Here is a 20,220-nt window from a genome sequence, read left to right on the forward strand (position 1 = left end):
CTATTGGGGCCGGAGTGTAGGCACGGGCTATCTGGAGAACGATCGAGTTGGTTACTGTTCGTCGTTGGTCTGGAGTTGCCCGTGCCTACCGTTTCAGTATTGCCTGTGTCGTCGGTTCCAGAGGTGTTCGACCGCTGGAGTCCTGGTGAGCGCAGCGAGCTCATCGGATCGGAGTTTCTCGATGTGTTGGCCTCGGTGCCGGACCCGAGGGACCCACGCGGTCGGAGGTATTCGCTGATGGCTTTGTTGGCGATCGCGGTTCTGGCCACTGCCGCGGGGATGCGCGGCTATGCTGGTTTTGCCACATGGGCGGCCACCGCTCCCGATGATGTGTTGGCCTAATTAGGGGTCCGGTTCCGGCGGCCCAGTGAGAAGACCTTCCGCGCTGTTTTGTCTCGGCTAGACCCCGCCGACCTCAACGCCAGGATGGGCAGTTACTTCACTGCACACGTGGCCAGCAGCGACCCCAGTGGATTGGTGCCGATCGCGTTGGACGGCAAGATGCTGCGTGGTGCTTTACGCGCCAAAGCGACAGCCACGCATCTCGTGTCGGTGTTCGCCCACCGTGCCCGATTGGTGCTCGGTCAACTCGCTGTCGCCGAGAAAAGCAATGAAATTCCCTGCGTACGTGCCCTGCTCACGCTGCTGCCGGGTAGCTTGCGGTGGCTGGTCACCGTGGATGCGATGCATACCCAGGTCGTCACCGCGAAGTTGATCTGCGCCACCTTGAAGTCGCACTACCTGATGATCGTCAAGTCCAACCAAGCCAAAATACTTGCGCGTATCACCGCGCTGCCCTGGGCCGAGGTGCCCACAGCCGCTACCGACGACTCCCGCGGCCACGGCCGTGTCGAGACCCGCACCCTGCAAATCATCACCGCTGCACGAGGAATCGGCTTCCCCTACGCAAAACAAATCATCCGGATCACTCGTGAACGCTTGATCACCGCCACCGACCAGCGCAGCGTGGAGGTGGTCTATGCCATCTGCAGCCTGCCGTTCGAGCACGCCCGCCCTACCGCGATCATGACCTGGATGCGTCAACACTGGGGAATCGAGAACAGCCTGCACTGGATACGCGACGTCACCTTCGACGAAGACCGTCAAAGGGCACATACCGGAAACGGCGCACAGGTCCTAGCAACGCTACGCAACACCGCGATCAATCTGCACCGCCTCAACGGCGCCGACAACATCGCCGAAGCCTGCCGGATCACCGCTTTGACCGCCAACCGCCGCCTAGACCTCCTCAATCCACAATTCCCCAGCTCACAAGCCTGCTAATCAACAACGCCGGAGCCCTGGAACGAAGACCGAGGGTTTGATACTTCGCCAAGCCTCGGCAACCACATTCGGGCGACCCGGATCGCTATCGGGCAGGTCGGGCAACGCCATCACACTCCCTTCTAGGCACGTCCTGGTCACCGACGTCGCTTCGCGGCTAACGCGAACGACCGTGACGAACGTGCGTGTCGAGTGGCCTCCGGCCGGAGCTCGCGAGCCTGATCTGTCACCGCCGTTCGAGCGGCCACGCGAGTAGGGAGACCCTCTTGGTGAACCTTCAGAGTTTCAGGGCTCCGGCGTTGTTGATTAGCAGGCTTGTGAGCTGGGTTGATGATCTTTGGTGCCGCGCTATTGGGGCCTGAGTGTAGGCACGGGCTATCTGGAGAACGATCGAGTTGGTTACTGTTCGTCGTTGGTCTGGAGTTGCCCGTGCCTACCGTTTCAGTATTGCCTGTGTCGTCGGTTCCAGAGGTGTTCGACCGCTGGAGTCCTGGTGAGCGCAGCGAGCTCATCGGATCGGAGTTTCTCGATGTGTTGGCCTCGGTGCCAGACCCGAGGGACCCACGCGGTCGGAGGTATTCGCTGATGGCTTTGTTGGCGATCGCGGTTCTGGCCACTGCCGCGGGGATGCGCGGCTATGCTGGTTTTGCCACATGGGCGGCCACCGCTCCCGATGATGTGTTGGCCTAATTAGGGGTCCGGTTCCGGCGGCCCAGTGAGAAGACCTTCCGCGCTGTTTTGTCTCGGCTAGACCCCGCCGACCTCAACGCCAGGATGGGCAGTTACTTCACTGCACACGTGGCCAGCAGCGACCCCAGTGGATTGGTGCCGATCGCGTTGGACGGCAAGATGCTGCGTGGTGCCTTTACGCGCCAAAGCGACAGCCACGCATCTCGTGTCGGTGTTCGCCCACCGTGCCCGATTGGTGCTCGGTCAACTCGCTGTCGCCGAGAAAAGCAATGAAATTCCCTGCGTACGTGCCCTGCTCACGCTGCTGCCGGGTAGCTTGCGGTGGCTGGTCACCGTGGATGCGATGCATACCCAGGTCGTCACCGCGAAGTTGATCTGCGCCACCTTGAAGTCGCACTACCTGATGATCGTCAAGTCCAACCAAGCCAAAATACTTGCGCGTATCACCGCGCTGCCCTGGGCCGAGGTGCCCGCAGCCGCTACCGATGACTCCCGCGGCCACGGCCGTGTCGAGACCCGCACCCTGCAAATCATCACCGCTGCACGAGGAATCGGCTTCCCCTACGCAAAACAAATCATCCGGATCACTCGTGAACGCTTGATCACCGCCACCGACCAGCGCAGCGTGGAGGTGGTCTATGCCATCTGCAGCCTGCCGTTCGAGCACGCCCGCCCTACCGCGATCATGACCTGGATGCGTCAACACTGGGGAATCGAGAACAGCCTGCACTGGATACGCGACGTCACCTTCGACGAAGACCGTCAAAGGGCACATACCGGAAACGGCGCACAGGTCCTAGCAACGCTACGCAACACCGCGATCAATCTGCACCGCCTCAACGGCGCCGACAACATCGCCGAAGCCTGCCGGATCACCGCTTTGACCGCCAACCGCCGCCTAGACCTCCTCAATCCACAATTCCCCAGCTCACAAGCCTGCTAATCAACAACGCCGGAGCCCTGTTCAGAGTTTGAACTCTGCCGGGCTGATATTACCGAGATGGCCGGAGGTTGTCGGGTGCAGGTGAAATTACCGATGCGGCTATCACACCCCCGAGTGGTTTTGCAACGCAATCGATACTGCCGGTGTCGCCGCGCGATATCACCTGGTCGTCGCAACGAAAGGGCAGGTGATACGGGACGGGGCCGAACGGTATTAGGCCAGGGCCTCGGTGAGGACCGACAGTATTTGCTGCCATATGCGTCTATGGAAGTACATGTGGCCGGCACCTTTGAGAACGGTCAGATGAGCGTTCGGCAGGGAGTTGGCCAGGATCTGTATATTCCCGACGTTCGACGCCAACTGGTCCTTTTCGCCGTAAATGAAGTGTATCGGGATTTCGAGTTCGCTTAGCTCGGTCCAGGTGTCGTCGATGCCCACCTGAACCTTGGTGTGATTATATGCTGGCTCGATGACTTCCGTTTCATAGAGGCGCTTGGTGTATTCATCGGCTAAGTCGGTGTCCAATTCAAAGCTGCCGTTGAGGTATCGCCAGACTTTGAAAAATTCTTCTTTGCCACGTTTGTAATCTGGGTACATCTTGTTGGACATCAGCACTTGCCAAATGGCGGCGAGCGTCTCGCTATCCGTCTCGGCGTATATGTTGTTACCCGTGGCGATTATCGGCGATGACATCAAGAACAGCTTCTCGACCCGTTCCGGGTATTTGACCGCGAACAGTTGAGCCACGGTGCTGCCGAGTGAATGTCCGATGAGTACAACGGTATTCAGATCATGGTCGGCTAGTATGGCTCGAACATCGTCAACCATTTCATCGATGGTGTATGGCGGATCAGCGTCGACATCCCTTGCCGGGGGGAAATGCGTTGAATCACCGATGTCACGGCTGTCGAAGCGTAAGACAAAATATCCTAGATCGGCGAGACGCTCGCAGAAGTTGCTGTTCCAGAAGATAGCTGGAGCCATCGCGCCGGATATGAGAAGGATTGCCCTGTCGGCACGGCTCCCAAAACTCTGCGTCCAGATTCTGACGCCCAGATTTTCAACGTACCGCCCCATAGGAACATCCTATGTCGACGGGTAATGGGGGTAGGACTGACGTGTGTTCTGCCGTACGGGGATAACCAATCCCGCTGAATTGAGGTCGCGCTAGGGCGGGTGTCACATCCCGGGATTGGTGCCCAAGCTCCGGCGTCGAGCGCTCGGGCGGGCTAGCAGCCGCGCAGTTGTTTGAGGGCGCGCGTCGGCGCTTCCCAAAACCCCAGCGGAGCAACATGTTTCGCTACCTGTATGGAAATGGAATTGCGTCGGCGCCGCAAGCTGCGCCGGGCGCGGCGGACAACAACCAGCGCAATGACCGTGAACGCCATGCCAGCCAGTGCCGTCCTGCGCCTGCGCCTGATCCGGCCCGAGCGGGTTGAGCCGGCCCGGCGGCCGCATAGGTAGCCGATGCAAAGTGCCGCCATGACCAGCACTGAGGTGACGGCAAGCGCTGGCATGAACTGAGCATCGTTGTCCGCCGTCGCGGCGAGATCACGGGGCAGATACGCCTTGGCCACCATGTGAACGCGGTGGTCCCCGGCGTGGGCGGACCCCCGAAGGCGATCAGCGCTCGACGCGGAAGCGCTTCAACCGCGACGTGGCCCCCGCCACCAATTCAACTCGGCTTCTCGGCAGTTGAAGGTGGGCGGCGAGCAACCGGGCTGCGGCTTCGTTGGCCTTACCGTCGACCGCCCGCTCGCGTACATAGATGGTTAGCTCGGCATCGGAACCCGTCTCGACCAGGGGGCCTTTGCGACTACCCGGCTTGACCCGGACGACGACGATGTCGGTCATGCTTGGTGAGGCTACCGACCGGCCAACCGCTGATGCGTCATCCGCGCCCGAAGGCCATGCTGGTCAACCGAGGGCGGCGCACCGTTCGAGTAGGCCTAGCGATGGTGGCTGCCGGAACGCCAGGACCATGTGTTCGCAGCCAAGCCTGCTGAACTCGGGTAACAGGGCAAGTTGGCGGTCAACCTGGTTCTCGAGTGCCGGGTGCCTCGTGCCACCCGGCGCCGATGCCGACGTGCAGTCGACCGACGCAGATGTGGTCGACGGTCACTGCCATTTTCGCCAGGATCGCCGGATGGCCAAAGATCACACCGGTTACCAGCGGGTCGATCCTCGTCCGTTGGGTAACAGCTGCCATGGCGGCCAGCGTCGTCCAGCTCTCGAACGTCGGCTCGGCGAGTTCCGCCGGCCCACAAGAGTGGTCCCAGTCCCAAATCCCTTCGAAGCTAGGGCGATCCGCGGCCTGCCGCAACTGCTGCAGTGCGGAGTATTCGAAGCTCAGGTGGAACTCGACCGATATCCGCATGCGGCGATATTTAGGCCGTTGCGGTGTGTGTGCGGCGCGGTCATTGAGTATCAAAGTGCAGTGCGGTGCATGGCGTGGGGGCCAATTCTTCAAAGCCTGCCAACAGGTGCCGAAGTGGCTAACATCTTCCTGTGCGCGCTTTGTTTGCCCGTAGGTCGGTCCAATTTGGAGTTGGGGCGGTCGCGGTAGCTGCGGCCCTAACGATCGCCGCAGCGGTGCTGCCGCCGGGAACGCCCGGTGCGGCGCCGTCAACCGATGCGGCGAACTGCCCTCAGGTGCAGGGCTCCGGCGTTGTTGATTAGCAGGCTTGTGAGCTGGGTTGATGATCTTTGGTGCCGCGCTATTGGGGCCGGAGTGTAGGCACGGGCTATCTGGAGAACGATCGAGTTGGTTACTGTTCGTCGTTGGTCTGGAGTTGCCCGTGCCTACCGTTTCAGTATTGCCTGTGTCGTCGGTTCCAGAGGTGTTCGACCGCTGGAGTCCTGGTGAGCGCAGCGAGCTCATCGGATCGGAGTTTCTCGATGTGTTGGCCTCGGTGCCGGACCCGAGGGACCCACGCGGTCGGAGGTATTCGCTGATGGCTTTGTTGGCGATCGCGGTTCTGGCCACTGCCGCGGGGATGCGCGGCTATGCTGTTTTTGCTACATGGGCGGCCACCGCTCCCGATGATGTGTTGGCCTAATTAGGGGTCCGGTTCCGGCGGCCCAGTGAGAAGACCTTCCGCGCTGTTTTGTCTCGGCTAGACCCCGCCGACCTCAACGCCAGGATGGGCAGTTACTTCACTGCACACGTGGCCAGCAGCGGCCCCAGTGGATTGGTGCCGATCGCGTTGGACGGCAAGATGCTGCGTGGTGCTTTACGCGCCAAAGCGACAGCCACGCATCTCGTGTCGGTGTTCGCCCACCGTGCCCGATTGGTGCTCGGTCAACTCGCTGTCGCCGAGAAAAGCAATGAAATTCCCTGCGTACATGCCCTGCTCACGCTGCTGCCGGGTAGCTTGCGGTGGCTGGTCACCGTGGATGCGATGCATACCCAGGTCGTCACCGCGAAGTTGATCTGCGCCACTTTGAAGTCGCACTACCTGATGATCGTCAAGTCCAACCAAGCCAAAATACTTGCGCGTATCACCGCGCTGCCCTGGGCCGAGGTGCCCGCAGCCGCTACCGACGACTCCCGCGGCCACGGCCGTGTCGAGACCCGCACCCTGCAAATCATCACCGCTGCACGAGGAATCGGCTTCCCCTACGCAAAACAAATCATCCGGATCACTCGTGAACGCTTGATCACCGCCACCGACCAGCGCAGCGTGGAGGTGGTCTATGCCATCTGCAGCCTGCCGTTCGAGCACGCCCGCCCTACCGCGATCATGACCTGGATGCGTCAACACTGGGGAATCGAGAACAGCCTGCACTGGATACGCGACGTCACCTTCGACGAAGACCGTCAAAGGGCACATACCGGAAACGGCGCACAGGTCCTAGCAACGCTACGCAACACCGCGATCAATCTGCACCGCCTCAACGGCGCCGACAACATCGCCGAAGCCTGCCGGATCACCGCTTTGACCGCCAACCGCCGCCTAGACCTCCTCAATCCACAATTCCCCAGCTCACAAGCCTGCTAATCAACAACGCCGGAGCCCTGCGAGAAACTCCGATCCGATGAGCTCGCTGCGCTCACCAGGACTCCAGCGGTCGAACACCTCTGGAACCGACGACACAGGCAATACTGAAACGGTAGGCACGGGCAACTCCAGACCAACGACGAACAGTAACCAACTCGATCGTTCTCCAGATAGCCCGTGCCTACACTCCGGTCCCAATAGCGCGGCACCAAAGATCATCAACCCAGCTCACAAGCCTGCTAATCAACAACGCCGGAGCCCTGGGTCGTAGCCCAACTCAACGACGTCGCGCAGACCGGGCTCAATGCCATCGAGCACCGAATCGGGCACAATGCCGCGCAGTGGTTGCAACAAAGGCAAGTGCTCGTTCGGGATCAAGATATAGGTGGTGTTGACGTCCGGCGAGGACACCGGCAGCACCACGCCCGCCGCCACTTGATCAGGCGTGAGCCCGTAGTAGAGGCTGTGCGAATAGGAGATACCCAACAGCGCATTGACGTCCGCGACGACATTGAGCGGGTACTGCGGGAAATCGGCAAAGCCGTCATATTGGGTCGTGTAGACCGTCGTCGGGTACTCGGTGACCGGCGTCGCGCCATTGAATGTCAGACCCACTGATTGGATATACAGACCTGGAAAACGCGCCAGGATCCCGCCGTTCGGATTGTTCGGATTGCCGAGCAATACGAACGAGAGGTCCTCGGGGCTCGGCCTGCTATCGATGGGCAGGCTCTGCAGATGCCGCATCTCCAGGGTCGCCACCGAAGCGCCCTGCGAAAAGCCGGCAACGACAACGCGATTCCCGTCGGCGAGTTGTTGCGTGATCGCGGCGTGCAAGTAGCTGGCTCCCGTAGCGGCCGATTCATCGAAGGTCAGGTTGGGAATCCCGGTGAACGGCTGGAACTGCGCGGGTGTCTGTACGCCGAAAAGCGAATCGCCAAAATAGTGCGGTGCGACGAACAGGTCGTAGACCTCCCGCATGAAGCGATACGACGGTCGCGGGGTTCCGGTGGAGCCCACGACCAAGACCGAGCGCCCGCCGGACAGCAAGGCCGAACTCATCAGCGCGTCAACGCCGGACGCTCCCGCGGAGGCGGCGCCGGCCCCAGACCATGCCCTGCCCGGCGCCGTCAACCCGGTGAGTAACTCCTGCTGCACGTTGCGCAACAGCGCCGCGTTGCCGGTTTCCGCGTCCGCGTACCAACCCGCGGTCCGATCGAGGGCCTGCACCAATTGGTCGTGGTAGGTGGCCAGCTGGCCGCCCAGGAGCTGATATTCCTGGGCGTGGGTGCTCATCAACGCCGCGATCCCCGCCGATACCTCGTCAGCAGCCGCGGGAAGAAGCCGCGTGGTCAGGGCCGCGGCCGCCGCGTTGGCCGCCTCGATTGCCGATCCGATGCCCGTTAGTTGGGACGCCGCGGCGACCACCGTCTCCGGCGCGGTGACCACGAACGACATCCCACCCCCCTCCGCCGCCTGACCCAGGCAGCTCTGGCAAGGTCAGCCGCCCAGCACATCTAGCAGGGCGGATGCTATCGCGATCCGGCGAACTCTGGTGGGTGATTCGCCGAGATCACTGCCGCCCACCCGGTGGGGCCGCCGGCCGCGGGACCAATTGGCGATCGGTACCATCGGTTGACCCACAGCGCCCATGGTCAGGGGATCTTCGTGAGCGATACCGACAACGACAAAGACATCGAGAAGTTCGACCCGGGCCTGACCCGGCGCATGATCGGTGTGATGCGGCCGGTGGTGAAGACGTACTTCCGCTCCGAGGTCCACGGCTTGGACTCGTTTCCGCCGGGCGGGGCGCTGGTGGTGGGCAACCACTCCGGTGGCATGTTCCCGATGGACGTCCCGATCTTCAGCGTCGACTTCTACGACAAGTTCGGTTATGACCGGCCGGTCTACACGCTCAGCCACGACATCCTGTTCATGGGCGCGACCGGGTCGTTCTTTCGGCGCACCGGCTACATCCGGGCCAGCCGAGACAATGCGGCAAAGGCATTGCGCTCCGGCGGGGTGGTGATCGTGTTTCCCGGTGGCGACTACGACGCGCACCGGCCCACGCTTTCGGAAAACGTCATCGACTTCAACGGCCGCAAGGGGTACGTCAGCACCGCGATCGAAGCCGGTGTCCCCATCGTGCCCGCGGTGTCCATCGGCGGACAGGAAACCCAGCTCTACCTGTCCCGGGGCACCTGGCTCGCCGAACGGCTTGGGCTAAAGCGGTTGCTGCGCAGCGATATTCTGCCCCTCTCGTTCGGCTTCCCGTTCGGATTCAGCGCGGCTATCCCGCCCAACCTGCCGCTGCCGACCAAGATCGTCACCGAGGTGCTGGATCCGATCGACGTCATCGCCCAATTCGGCGAGGATCCCGACGTGGACCAGGTCGACCAACATGTTCGTTCGGTGATGCAGGAGGCTCTCACCAGGCTGGCCGCCACTCGTCGATTCCCGATTCTGGGCTGAGCCATGGCGCCTCGCATCGACCAGATCCTGGGTCTGATCACCACGTTGGCGCGGTCCGGTCTGATCGCCCCGATGCGGCCGGACCGGTACCTGAAGATCGCCGCCGCCATGCGTCGCGAGGGGATGGGATTCACTGCGGGATTCGCGGCAGCCGCCCAGCGCTGCCCAGATCGGCCGGGCCTGGTCGACGAGTTGGGCACGCTGACCTGGCGGCAGCTCGACGAGCGCAGCAACGCGCTGGCCGCAGCGCTGCAGGCACTGCCGGCCGGCTCGCCCAAGATCGTCGGAATCATGTGCCGCAACCATCGCGGGTTCGTCGAAGCGCTGGTGGCGGCCAACCGGATCGGTGCCGACATTCTGCTGCTCAATACCGCATTCGCGGGTCCGGCGCTGGCCGATGTGGTGGCCCGCGAAGGCCTCGACACCGTCATCTACGACGAAGAATTCACCGCCACGGTCGACCGCGCATTTGATGGCCGGCCACAGGCCACTCGAATCGTCGCGTGGTCTGATGGACAGCACGACCTGACCGCCGAACAGCTCGTCAACGCCCACCTGGGTGACCAGCCCGAGCGCACCGGCCGCACCGGGCGGCTGATCCTGCTGACTTCAGGCACCACCGGAACGCCTAAGGGCGCCAAGCATTCTGGAGGTAGCGGCGGAATCGGCACCCTGAAAGCGATTCTGGACCGCACACCGTGGCGAGCCGAACAGCCCATCGTGATCGTGGCGCCGATGTTCCACGCCTGGGGCTTCTCACAGCTGGTACTGGCCGCATCACTGGCATGCACGATCGTCACCCGCCGCAAGTTCGACCCGGAAGCGACGCTGGACCTCATCGACCGCCATCGGGCGACCGGCCTGGTGGTGGTGCCGGTGATGTTCGACCGCATCATGGAACTGCCCACCAAGGTGCTCAACCGCTACAGCGGCCGCACATTGCGGTTTGCCGCGGCGTCCGGTTCCCGGATGCGCCCCGACGTCGTCGTCGCGTTCATGAACCGATTCGGCGACGTGATCTACAACAACTACAACGCGACCGAGGCCGGGATGATCGCCACCGCGACGCCGGCAGACCTGCGTGCCGCACCCGACACCGCGGGCCGCCCCGCCGAAGGAACCGAAATCCGGATCCTGGACCAGGAATTCAACGAAGTGCCGGAGGGCGAGGTCGGCAGCATCTTTGTCTGCAACGACAGCCAGTTCGACGGATACACATCGGGCACCACCAAGGATTTCCAGGCCGGCTTCATGTCGTCGGGCGACGTGGGCTACCTGGACCGCAACGGACGGCTGTTCGTGGTCGGGCGCGACGACGAAATGATCGTCTCCGGAGGAGAGAACGTCTACCCGATCGAGGTGGAAAAGACCCTTGCTACCCATCCCGAAGTCGCGGAGGCCGCGGTGATCGGCGTCGACGATGAACAGTACGGACAGCGGCTGGCCGCATTCGTGGTGCTCGAACCCGACGCTGATCTTGATGAGTGAGAATGCCGCCCCCGAAACCCTCAAACAACATGTGCGCGACAACCTGGCCAACTACAAGGTGCCCCGCGAAATCGCGGTTCTCGACGAGTTGCCCCGCGGTAGTACCGGCAAGATATTGCGTGCCGAACTGCAGGCAAAGGTCTGCGGCACATGAGGGGCGATCGACTGCGCAAGCTGGCCCGCCGGCCCCGGCCCCTGACCCGGGCGACGGCCGAACTCGTCAACGCCGCCAACGGATTACGGCCCATCAGCCGCAACCCCTATGCCGCCTTTTTCGTGTTCTGGCTTGGCTGGCCGACCTCGGAGGTGCCTGGTCTTTACCTGACCGCGTCAGTGGTGGACGCGCTGCGCCGCGGACGACGCGGTGATTTCGCCGGGCCGAAGGGCAAAGTCGCGTTGGCCCTTACCGCCGCGGCCTGGGCAACGCTGGGCGTGATCCGCTGCCGCGGCATCACCACCCCCGGCCCGGTCCTCGAGGAGGGGTTGACCGAAGGACTGGGGGCTGACTACGCCCAGGAGTTGGCCACCCTGCCGACCGAGCCGACGCGGCGGGGACGACGCAACCTCCCCCTGCGCACGACCGTGGCACGCCGACTCTATGTGGAGAAGACCAACATCGTGGCCTACGGCCCACACCGCCGTGCCAACCTGGCCGACATCTGGCGGCGACGCGATCTGCCGCGCGACGGCAAGGCCCCGGTGCTGGTGCAGGTGCCCGGTGGCGCCTGGGTCCTCGGATGGCGCCGCCCCCAGGCGTATCCCCTGATGAGCAACCTGGTTTCGCGTGGCTGGGTCTGTGTGTCGCTGAACTATCGGGTCTCTCCCCTACACACCTGGCCGGCGCATATCGTCGACGTCAAGCGCGCGCTGGCCTGGGTGAAAGAAAACATCGCCGACTACGGCGGCGACCCGGACTTCGTGGCGATCAGCGGCGGTTCAGCGGGCGGCCACCTGTCCGCGCTGGCGGCTCTGACCCCCAACGAACCCAGGTTTCAACCCGGCTTCGAGGAAGCCGACACCTCTGTGGCGGCAGCGGTTCCCATCTATGGCCGCTACGACTGGTATTCGACCGAGGCCGAGGGGCGACCTGAATTCGTCGAATTGCTAGCGCGTTTCGTGGTGAAACGGAAATTCCGCGACCACCGCGAGGTCTTCGTCGATGCTTCGCCAATCCACCATGTACGGGCCGACGCACCACCGTTCTTCGTGCTACACGGCCAAGACGACTCCCTCATCCCGGTCGTCGAAGCTCGAGAGTTCGTCGAAGAACTACGGGCGGTGTCGAAGTCCCCGGTCGCCTACGCCGAATTGCCCAACGCCCAGCATGCCTTCGACATCTTCGGTTCCCCACGCGCGCATAAGACTTCCGAAGCCGTGGCCCGGTTCCTGTCCTGGGTGTACGTCACCAACGGCCCGGGCCCACGCTAGCTAGAGACCAGCCGCGCGTTCGAGCTCGGCCAGCGCCGGTTCGATGAGGTCGGCCATCTCGTCGATGTCATTGGCTACCTCGGGTGTCGTCACGAACCCGAAGTCCAGATGCTCCTGATACGAGAAGCAGGTGATGTTCAACGCCACGTCCATCACCGGCGGCCCTAGCGGCACCAAGGAGTCCAGCCGCGCACCCGCCATATAGAGGGGGAATTGCGGGCCGGGGACGTTAGATACGACGAGGTTGATCGGGGCCAGGTTATGGGAAAGCCCGGTAGCGGTGTACGCGCGGGCGGCCAGATGGAGCAGACCTGGCGGGGTGGTCTCGGTAAGCCCCATGATCTGATGCGCCGAGAGCGCCTTGGCCATCTCTTTGGCGTTCTGGGTGCTCTCGTGAATGGCCTTGAGACGCTCGGCCGGATCATTGATGTGGGTCGCCAGCGACGCCGTCATCGAGCTGATCTGGTTGCCGACGTCCTCCTTGGTTTGATCGGTGCGGGTGGACACCGGGATCTGCGCGATGAGCGGCTTGGCGGGCAGCTCGTCGCGCTTCTTCAGGTATTCCCGCGCCGCCCCGGCCACCGTCGCCAGCACAACGTCGTTGAGTTTGACGCCGAAGGCATCCTTGACCGCCTTGGCTCTTGCCAGTTCAATGCGGCACCCACTGACCCGCCGGTGCGGCGACACATGTGCGTTGAACCGGGTCTTGGGTGCATCGAAGTAGCGGGGTGGCCTGGCGCTCACGCCCAGCGCCGCGATCTGCTGGCGCACGGTTTGCTCCACCAGCCGTGCGATGCGGAACGGGGTCATGATTCCCACGTTGATCAGGGCACCCACCGCGCGGCGCTCCAGCCTGGGGATCTGGAATCCGACGAATCCAACTGTTTCCTCTTGCGGCGGCCGAGGTTCGGGCGTGACATCCAGCAGGATCTCACCTAACCCGGCACCCGAGACACCGTCGACAATGGCGTGGTGCATCTTGGTCAGGGTGGCGATGCGCCCGCCTTCGACACCCTCGATGACCCAGAGTTCCCACAGCGGTCGAGAGCGATCAAGCTTGTAGGACATGAGCCGACCGACGAGTTCCTCGAGCTCGCGCCGGCCGCCCGGCGCGGGGACTCCGATTCGCCGCACGTGAAAGTCGACGTCCAGATCCTGGTCTTCGACGAACCAGGGCCGGTCCAGCCCCAGCGGGGCCCCGGTGACTCTCCAGCGCAGCTGTGGGATCTCCGGGAGCCGTTCGATGAGTAGTTCGCGCAACCGCTGAAAGCTGTAGTCGGGCGCATCGGTCGGATCGCAAATCGCCAGCGCACCAACATGCATGTGCCAGCCTGCGGTCTCCGCAGACCAGAACGCCGCATCAACACTCGAGAGCCGCCTCATTGGGCGACCATAACCTCCCGTGAGCTGCTAGGGCCAGCACTCCCAGAAATCTCACAACGCGCCGTCGTCGTGCGACGGACCCGCAAGCAGTGCTTGCGCGGACTACGCATCCTCGAGCAAGTCGGGCGTCACCGCCGATTCGGTGTCGGGAATTCCTTCCACCTTCGCCTTGCGATCGGCCATCGACAGCAGCCGCCGAATCCGACCCGCCACAGCATCTTTCGTCATCGGTGGATCGGCGAGGCGGCCCAGCTCCTCCAGCGACGCCTGGCGATGCTCGACACGCAGTTTGCCGGCCGAGGCCAGATGATCGGGCACCGTGTCACCGAGGATCTCCAGCGCTCGTTCCACCCTGGCGGCCGCCGCCACCGCCGCGCGCGCCGAGCGGCGCAGATTGGCATCATCGAAATTGGCCAGCCGGTTGGCCGTCGCGCGCACCTCGCGACGCATCCGGCGCTCTTCCCAGACCAGCCTGGTGTCCTGCGCCCCCATTCGGGTCAGCAGGGCACCGATCGCCTCGCCGTCGCGCACCACCACGCGATCGGCTCCGCGGACCTCACGGGCCTTGGCACCCACCCCGAGCCTGCGGGCGGCCCCCACCAGCGCCAGGGCAGCTTCCGGGCCCGGGCAGCTGACCTCGAGGGCCGACGAGCGCCCGGGTTCGGTCAGTGACCCATGCGCCAGAAAGGCGCCCCGCCACGCGGCTTCCGCGTCGCCGATACTGCCGCCGACCACCTGGGCCGGCAGGCCACGCACCGGACGGCCCCGCATGTCGAGCAGTCCGGTCTGACGCGCCAGCGCTTCGCCGTCGTTGGCGACCCGCAGCACGTACCGGGTGTTCTTGCGGATCCCGCTGGCCGACAGCACGTGCACCACCGCGCTGTAGCCATAGAGGTCGAAGATGTCTTTGCGCAGCCGCCGCGCGATGCTGCCCAGATCCACCTCGGCCTCGACGACGACGCGCCCAGCCACTATGTGCAGGCCCCCGGCGAATCTGAGCAGCGAAGTGACCTCAGCGCGCCGGGCGCTGACCGATTTGACTACTAGGCGACTCAGTTCGTCCTTGACTTCAGTCGTCATCGCCACGCGTCGTCACCCTTCGGTTTGTTGCCACCCGCCCCGGGCCCGCCGGTCTGTTGACGTCCGCCCTCGATCGGTATCTCCTGCGGACTCGTCACCGGAGGCGTCGTGAGGTCCCTGTCACGGACCCGCACTGCACCCAGGACGGCCGCTAGCTTGCCCGGGTCATGTAAAGGTGTACCAGGTCGGGCAACGTCGGCGAAGTGGACCTCGGCCTGAAGCATTGTTGCCGTGCGGCGAAGTTGCTCCTTCTCTCGATCGCTAGGCACCCGGTCCGCGTCGATGATTATGTCGTGGACCGTGAACCCCGGGGCATGCTGGGCCAGGACGTGCAGGTGACGCTCAACCGAGAAACCGGCCGTCTCCCCCGGCTCGGCCACCAGGTTGAGCACCAGCGCGCGACGCGCCGACGTGGCCTGCAACGCCGCGAACAGCCCCGGCACCAGCACATGCGGAATCACACTGGTAAACCACGACCCGGGACCTAAGACGATGAGATCGGCAGCCATGATGGCGTCGACGGCCTGGCGGGTCGCCGGTGGGTCGGCCGGCCGCAACCGCACCCGTCTCACCTTTCCCGGGGTGGTGGCCACCGCCACCTGGCCGCGGATCAGCCGGAACATCCGCGGATCAGACTCCAGCCCGGAAACGTCGGCTTCGATCTGCAGCGCAATCGGACACATCGGCAGCACCCGGCCCTTGACACCGAGGATGCGTCCGAGTTCGTCGAGCGCGGCTACCGGATCGGCCAGCACCTCGGACAGGCCGGCCAGCAACAGGTTGCCGATCGGATGCCCGGCCAGCGCGCCGCTGCCACCGAACCGGTGCTGCAGAATGGTCGCCCAAAGTCGGCCGTACGGACTGTCGGATGCCAAGGCCGCCAGCGCCATTCGCAAATCACCCGGCGGTATCACGTCGAGTTCGCTACGTAGCCGACCCGAGGATCCACCGTCGTCGGCAACGGTCACGATCGCGGTGACGTAGGGAGTGAGCCGACGAGCCGCCGACAGCGTCGCGTATAGCCCGTGTCCGCCACCCAAAGCAACGATGCTGTGGCTCGCCGGTGAATTCATTCGCGGCCCAGATCCCGGTGCAGTACCCGCACCGAAAGTCGCGAATTCGACCGCAGCAGCCCCACCAGTGCTTCGGCGATGGCGACGCTGCGATGCTTGCCACCGGTGCAGCCGATCGCGACCGTCATGTAGCGCTTGCCCTCCCGGCGATAGCCCTCCACGACCAGGGATAGCAGCTCATGGTAGGTCTGCAGAAACTCGGACGCACCAGGCCGGCCCAGGACGTAGTCGCTGACCGCCTGGTGTTGGCCGGTCAGTGGGCGCAGCTCGTCGACCCAGTGCGGGTTGGGCAAAAACCGCACGTCCATGACCATGTCCGCGTCCATCGGCAGTCCGTACTTGAAGCCGAAGGACTCCACGGTGACGCTGGTGATCGCCGCGGCGTCGCCGCCGAAAGCTCGTTCGATGTTCTCCCGCAGCCCGCGCACCGAGAGCGTGGACGTGTCGATGATGAGGTCAGCGGTGGCGCGCACCGGCTCGAGCATCTTGCGCTCGGCGGCGATCCCCTCGGCAAGTGTGTGCCCGCCCTGCAGCGGGTGGCTATGGCGATTCTGTTCGTAGCGGCGCACCAACATGTCGTCGGACGCCTCCATGAACACCACTCGGGGGTGATGTTGCGGGTGGCCAGTTCGTTGCGCACCGAATCCAGGTCGCCGGTGAAGCCCCGTGACCGAACGTCCATCACCACGGCGAGTTGGGTGATGCGCGATCCGGCCGCCAGCCCGAAATCCACCATTCGGGTGATCAGCTGCGGAGGCAGGTTATCCGCGACATACCAGCCCAGGTCCTCTAGTACCTTGGCCGCCGTGCCGCGGCCCGCCCCGGACAGCCCGGTCACCAGCACCACGTCGATACCGGCCGAGGCGTCGCCTTCTGGACCGGGCAGATTTCCGCCACCCGCAATATGGTTGGTCATTGGGCACCCCCCGGCTGGTCGGGACGCAACGCCTCGAGCACGGCAGTTGCCGTTGCTACGCCAATACCCGGTACCGCGGTGATCTGGTCGACGGTGGCCTCCTTGAGGCGGGCTATCGATCCGAAATGGGTGACGAGCGCCTTGCGACGGTGCTCTCCCAATCCGGGCACCGCATCCAGCGCCGACGCCGTCATCCGCTTGGATCGCTTGCTCCGATGGTAGGTGATGCCGAATCGGTGCGCCTCGTCGCGCACCCGCTGCAGCAAGTAAAGGCCCTCGCTGTTACGCGGCATGATGATCGGATCCGGCTCGGAGGGCACCCATACTTCTTCCAGCCGCTTGGCCAGGCCGATCACCGCGACGTCGCCGATACCCAGCTCCTCGAGAACGGCGCTGGTGGCGTTGACCTGCGGCGCACCGCCGTCAACGACATAGAGATTGGGCGGATAGGCGAATCGGCGAGATTTTCCTTCCGGGGAAAGCAGATTCGGATCGTTCTGTTCACTCAGGTGGCGCTGGAACCGGCGTCGAGTCACTTCGGCAATGGATGCGACGTCGTCGGAGCGGCCCTGCCCAGCCGCTTCCCGGATGGCGAAGTGGCGGTAGTCGGACTTGCGCGGTAGGCCGTCCTCAAAAACCACCAGCGAGGCGACCACATCGGTGCCCTGCACGTGGCTGATGTCGACGCACTCGATGCGCAACGGCGCATCGGCTATCCCGAGCGCCTCCTGAATATTCTGCAGTGCAGCAGATCTGGCGTTGAAGTCACCGGCCCGCTTCAGCTTGTGCTGCTGCAGCGCCTCTTTCGCATTTCGCTGCACGGTTTCGGCCAGCGCGCGCTTGTCTCCGCGGCGCGGCACGCGCAGCGTGACCCGCGAGCCGCGCAAGCCGGACAACCAGCTGGACAGTTGGTCGGCGTTGGAGGGCAGGCACGGCACCAGTACCTCGCGGGGAACCGGGTTGACCGACTCATCGGCGGCACCGCCCAACTCCGCCTGGTCGCCATAGAACTGAGCCAGGAATTGCTCCACCAACTGTTCCTCGACCGAAACATCTGGTGCACTGGGCTTTTCGACCACCCAGCCGCGCTGACCGCGGACCCGACCGCCGCGGACATGGAACACCTGCACCGCCGCCTCGAGTTCGTCGTCGGCAAATGCCACCACGTCCGCGTCGGTGCCGTCCCCCAGCACCACCGCTTGCTTTTCCATCGCGCGCTTCAATGCAGACCGGTCATCTCGCAGCCGTGCGGCGCGCTCGAAGTCGAGGTTCTCCGCAGCGGCGTTCATCTGCTGTTCCAGCTCGCGGGCGTATCGGTCGGTCTTACCGGAGAGAAAGTCGCAGAAATCATCGACAATCTGGCGATGCTGCTCTTTGCTGACCCTGCCGATACAGGGAGCCGAGCACTTGTCGATATAGCCGAGCAGGCATGGCCTGTCTATCTGCTTGTGCCGCTTGAACACTCCCATCGAGCAGGTGCGCGCCGGAAACACCCGGGTAAGCAGATCCACTGTCTCGCGGATCGCCCACGCGTGCGAGTAGGGCCCGAAATAGCGGACCCCTTTGCGCCGTGGACCGCGATAGACCATGAGCCGGGGAAAATCTTCGTTGAGCGTGACGGCCAGCACCGGATATGACTTGTCATCGCGGTAGCGAACGTTGAAGCGAGGATCGAATTCCTTGATCCAGTTGTACTCGAGCTGCAGCGCCTCGACTTCTGTGTTGACCACCGTCCACTCGACCTTTGCGGCGGTGGTCACCATCTGGCGGGTCCTCGGCTGCAAGTGCGCGATGTCGGCAAAATACGACGTCAGCCTGCTGCGCAGGCTCTTGGCCTTGCCGACATAGATGACTCGCACATGCGGGTCCCGGAATCGGTACACCCCCGGCTCGACCGGGATGGACCCGGGCGCGGGGCGATACGTCGCGGGATCTGGCACGTACCCAGGCTAGTAGCCGCTAGAAGGGCGGCGGCTCGTCGGGACCGATTGTCGGCTCCGGGGTGTCGTACCGGTCGGCGTGGACGCCGCCGACGGCTTCCAGTGCCCTGCGATTGCATCGGCGCTCGGTGTCGATGCGATTCGCCCGGTTTTGTGCGCGGGTTCGGGCACGGGTCGGCATCCTCGCCGCTCGGCCAGCGCGGGGGCTGCCGGCCGTGCCCACGATTGGCGGTAGCTCCCCGGTCGGCACGCATAGGTTCCGAAACAGCAGCGCGCTACCCGGGGTGGTCACGTAGGTGTGCCCGTCGGGCAGCAGCCAGATCACCGTGCCGTCGGGTAGCTGCAGGTCGCGCCAGCCCCAGAACGTTTTCAGCAGATGGTGTTTGCGGCACAGGCACTTCAGGTTCGACGCGTGCGTGTGCCCGCCGTCACCGTATGCAACGGTATGGTCCAGATCACAGCAAACTGCCGGCTGGTCGCAGCCGGGTGCTCGACACGTCAGATCACGGCACCGCACGAATTCGGCGAGCCCCGCTGATGGCGCGTATCCGGACTCGGGGCGCCCTGACGGTCGCATCAGCGGCCGCAGTGTGGCGACCTTGGCCAGCTCGGCGATCAACGAGGCCGGGATCAGCCCTTCGGCGCCGAGCAACACAGCGGGCGTGTGACCGGTTCCGTCGACAGTCGATTGATCGGCAACGACGTGAATCACCACCTTGCTCGGAGCTGACCGCGCTGCGGCAGTGCAATCGGCGGACGTGCAGCCGCACGCCAACCGATCACTGCCCGCCACCAGCGCCCCCACCGCGTCGGCACGGCGCTGCTCACGGGTGCGCGGGTCGGCGGCGCACACCGTGTTCGCAAGCTCGTCGAGGCGCCGGTCAAAGGCTCGCCCCGCGGTCGCGAGCACGCTTCCGGCCAGCGCGGCCAAGCCCGAACCGTCGGCGATCACATCCACATCGACGAATCGACCGTCGGCCGCCTCGGCAACGCGGCGCACGGCATCGCGATCGACATCGGCCACCACTTGATCGACCGCAACGGACAGCCGACCTCGAGTTACCGCAGGACATCGCGCCAACAGCGCGGCGAGCTGTGCGTCCACCTTCGCCAGCACCTCGGCGTCGGTGATGAGGTCGGTGCGAAACACGATCGTCTGGAATGCCCGGTAATCGATATCTCCGGCGCGGAAGGCCTGCCCCACCTTCGGCAATCGGTTGCGCATCGCCATCGCATAACGCAAATAGCTCGAGCCTATCACCACGCTGGTTCGCAATGCGGCAGCCACCTGCGCGGCGACCGCCTCCCAAGTATCCGTCGCCCATTCGGCACGGTCGCCGGACTCCCGGCACCTTAGCACGAACAATGCACCGACCACGTCCAGCCGTTCGGCCGCGGCCGCAGCCTCCCGGCGAGATGCCTCTCGCGCCCTCTCCAACAGCGCATTCGACTCCGCCGTCGGACGGGAGGCATACCAATACTCGAACATACGTTCGACCATAGCAGCCGATGGCGACACTTC

Annotated in this window: 11 protein-coding genes and 7 pseudogenes; 6 read left to right on the forward strand and 12 right to left on the reverse strand. The window is 64.2% G+C overall.

Annotated elements, in window-relative coordinates:
• The first annotated feature begins 81 nt into the window (after window positions 1–81).
• Window positions 82–1,284 (forward strand): annotated as a pseudogene (locus CKW46_RS16320) (ISAs1-like element IS2404/ISMul1 family transposase).
• 429 nt (window positions 1,285–1,713) lie between these two features.
• Window positions 1,714–2,917, forward strand: a pseudogene (locus CKW46_RS16325) (ISAs1-like element IS2404/ISMul1 family transposase).
• A 213-nt stretch (window positions 2,918–3,130) separates the two neighbouring features.
• Here CKW46_RS16325 and CKW46_RS16330 read toward each other — a convergent pair.
• From CKW46_RS16330 to CKW46_RS16345, 4 genes are all read right to left on the reverse strand, one after another.
• Window positions 3,131–3,994, reverse strand: a complete 864-nt coding sequence (locus CKW46_RS16330; RefSeq protein WP_117435403.1) for an alpha/beta fold hydrolase — start codon at window positions 3,992–3,994, stop codon at window positions 3,131–3,133.
• A 152-nt stretch (window positions 3,995–4,146) separates the two neighbouring features.
• Entirely contained in the window at window positions 4,147–4,497 is a 351-nt protein-coding gene (locus tag CKW46_RS16335) for a hypothetical protein (protein WP_041299216.1), read from the reverse strand.
• Window positions 4,498–4,540: 43 nt separating this feature from the next.
• Window positions 4,541–4,771, reverse strand: a complete 231-nt coding sequence (locus CKW46_RS16340) for a DUF167 domain-containing protein (protein WP_012394608.1) — start codon at window positions 4,769–4,771, stop codon at window positions 4,541–4,543.
• A gap of 178 nt (window positions 4,772–4,949) precedes the next feature.
• Window positions 4,950–5,294 (reverse strand): LLM class flavin-dependent oxidoreductase, encoded by a 345-nt coding sequence (locus tag CKW46_RS16345; protein ID WP_482052139.1) that lies wholly within the window; start codon window positions 5,292–5,294, stop codon window positions 4,950–4,952.
• A 421-nt stretch (window positions 5,295–5,715) separates the two neighbouring features.
• Between CKW46_RS16345 and CKW46_RS16350 the strand changes: the two are divergent.
• Window positions 5,716–6,918: pseudogene (locus tag CKW46_RS16350) on the forward strand (ISAs1-like element IS2404/ISMul1 family transposase).
• A gap of 21 nt (window positions 6,919–6,939) precedes the next feature.
• On the opposite strand, the pseudogene CKW46_RS16355 reads toward CKW46_RS16350, so the two are convergent.
• A pseudogene (locus CKW46_RS16355) lies at window positions 6,940–7,038 on the reverse strand (transposase); the annotation flags it as partial.
• A gap of 144 nt (window positions 7,039–7,182) precedes the next feature.
• Window positions 7,183–8,376 (reverse strand): annotated as a pseudogene (locus CKW46_RS16360) (PE family protein); the annotation flags it as partial.
• 270 nt (window positions 8,377–8,646) lie between these two features.
• On the opposite strand from CKW46_RS16360, the gene CKW46_RS16365 reads away from it, so the two are divergent.
• The 3 genes and pseudogenes from CKW46_RS16365 (at window position 8,647) to CKW46_RS16375 (ending at window position 12,306) form a co-directional block, all read left to right on the forward strand.
• The gene (locus tag CKW46_RS16365; protein WP_482053429.1) at window positions 8,647–9,390 is read left to right on the forward strand and encodes a lysophospholipid acyltransferase family protein; all 744 of its coding nucleotides are present in this window, start codon (window positions 8,647–8,649) and stop codon (window positions 9,388–9,390) included.
• Between the two features lie 3 nt (window positions 9,391–9,393).
• Window positions 9,394–11,032 (forward strand): annotated as a pseudogene (gene fadD12, locus CKW46_RS16370) (acyl-CoA ligase FadD12).
• Window positions 11,029–12,306: an alpha/beta hydrolase gene (locus CKW46_RS16375; protein ID WP_482052140.1), complete on the forward strand. Its 1,278-nt coding sequence runs from the start codon at window positions 11,029–11,031 to the stop codon at window positions 12,304–12,306. Before fadD12 ends, CKW46_RS16375 begins: the two are co-directional and overlap by 4 nt.
• On the opposite strand, the gene CKW46_RS16380 is transcribed toward CKW46_RS16375, so the two are convergent.
• From CKW46_RS16380 to CKW46_RS16405, 6 genes and pseudogenes are all read right to left on the reverse strand, one after another.
• Window positions 12,307–13,689 (reverse strand): WS/DGAT/MGAT family O-acyltransferase, encoded by a 1,383-nt coding sequence (locus CKW46_RS16380; protein ID WP_011739914.1) that lies wholly within the window; start codon window positions 13,687–13,689, stop codon window positions 12,307–12,309.
• A gap of 102 nt (window positions 13,690–13,791) precedes the next feature.
• Window positions 13,792–14,769: a DNA-binding protein WhiA gene (gene whiA, locus CKW46_RS16385; protein WP_012393992.1), complete on the reverse strand. Its 978-nt coding sequence runs from the start codon at window positions 14,767–14,769 to the stop codon at window positions 13,792–13,794.
• The gene (locus CKW46_RS16390) at window positions 14,766–15,842 is read right to left on the reverse strand and encodes a YvcK family protein (RefSeq protein ID WP_015355798.1); all 1,077 of its coding nucleotides are present in this window, start codon (window positions 15,840–15,842) and stop codon (window positions 14,766–14,768) included. The genes whiA and CKW46_RS16390 overlap by 4 nt, the downstream gene beginning before the upstream one ends.
• Window positions 15,839–16,758: pseudogene (gene rapZ / locus CKW46_RS16395) on the reverse strand (RNase adapter RapZ). The gene CKW46_RS16390 and the pseudogene rapZ overlap by 4 nt, the downstream one beginning before the upstream one ends.
• Entirely contained in the window at window positions 16,755–18,698 is a 1,944-nt protein-coding gene (gene uvrC / locus CKW46_RS16400) for an excinuclease ABC subunit UvrC (protein WP_499017996.1), read from the reverse strand. Before uvrC ends, rapZ begins: the two are co-directional and overlap by 4 nt.
• Before the next feature lie 19 nt (window positions 18,699–18,717).
• Window positions 18,718–20,187 carry an HNH endonuclease signature motif containing protein gene (locus CKW46_RS16405; protein WP_482053430.1) on the reverse strand — a complete coding sequence of 490 codons (1,470 nt, stop codon included), beginning with the start codon at window positions 20,185–20,187 and terminating at the stop codon, window positions 18,718–18,720.
• Window positions 20,188–20,220: the final 33 nt, after the last annotated feature.

Source organism: Mycobacterium liflandii, from assembly GCF_022354805.1.
GTDB classification, from domain to species: domain Bacteria; phylum Actinomycetota; class Actinomycetes; order Mycobacteriales; family Mycobacteriaceae; genus Mycobacterium; species Mycobacterium marinum.

Coding starts and splice junctions, on each gene's coding strand:
- CKW46_RS16330 (WP_117435403.1), bottom strand. CDS start 3,994: ATGGGGCGGTACGTTGAAAATCTGGGCGTCAGAATCTGGACGCAGAGT.
- CKW46_RS16335 (WP_041299216.1), bottom strand. CDS start 4,497: ATGGTGGCCAAGGCGTATCTGCCCCGTGATCTCGCCGCGACGGCGGAC.
- CKW46_RS16340 (WP_012394608.1), bottom strand. CDS start 4,771: ATGACCGACATCGTCGTCGTCCGGGTCAAGCCGGGTAGTCGCAAAGGC.
- CKW46_RS16345 (WP_482052139.1), bottom strand. CDS start 5,294: ATGCGGATATCGGTCGAGTTCCACCTGAGCTTCGAATACTCCGCACTG.
- CKW46_RS16365 (WP_482053429.1), top strand. CDS start 8,647: ATGATCGGTGTGATGCGGCCGGTGGTGAAGACGTACTTCCGCTCCGAG.
- CKW46_RS16375 (WP_482052140.1), top strand. CDS start 11,029: ATGAGGGGCGATCGACTGCGCAAGCTGGCCCGCCGGCCCCGGCCCCTG.
- CKW46_RS16380 (WP_011739914.1), bottom strand. CDS start 13,689: ATGAGGCGGCTCTCGAGTGTTGATGCGGCGTTCTGGTCTGCGGAGACC.
- whiA (WP_012393992.1), bottom strand. CDS start 14,769: ATGACGACTGAAGTCAAGGACGAACTGAGTCGCCTAGTAGTCAAATCG.
- CKW46_RS16390 (WP_015355798.1), bottom strand. CDS start 15,842: ATGAATTCACCGGCGAGCCACAGCATCGTTGCTTTGGGTGGCGGACAC.
- CKW46_RS16405 (WP_482053430.1), bottom strand. CDS start 20,187: ATGTTCGAGTATTGGTATGCCTCCCGTCCGACGGCGGAGTCGAATGCG.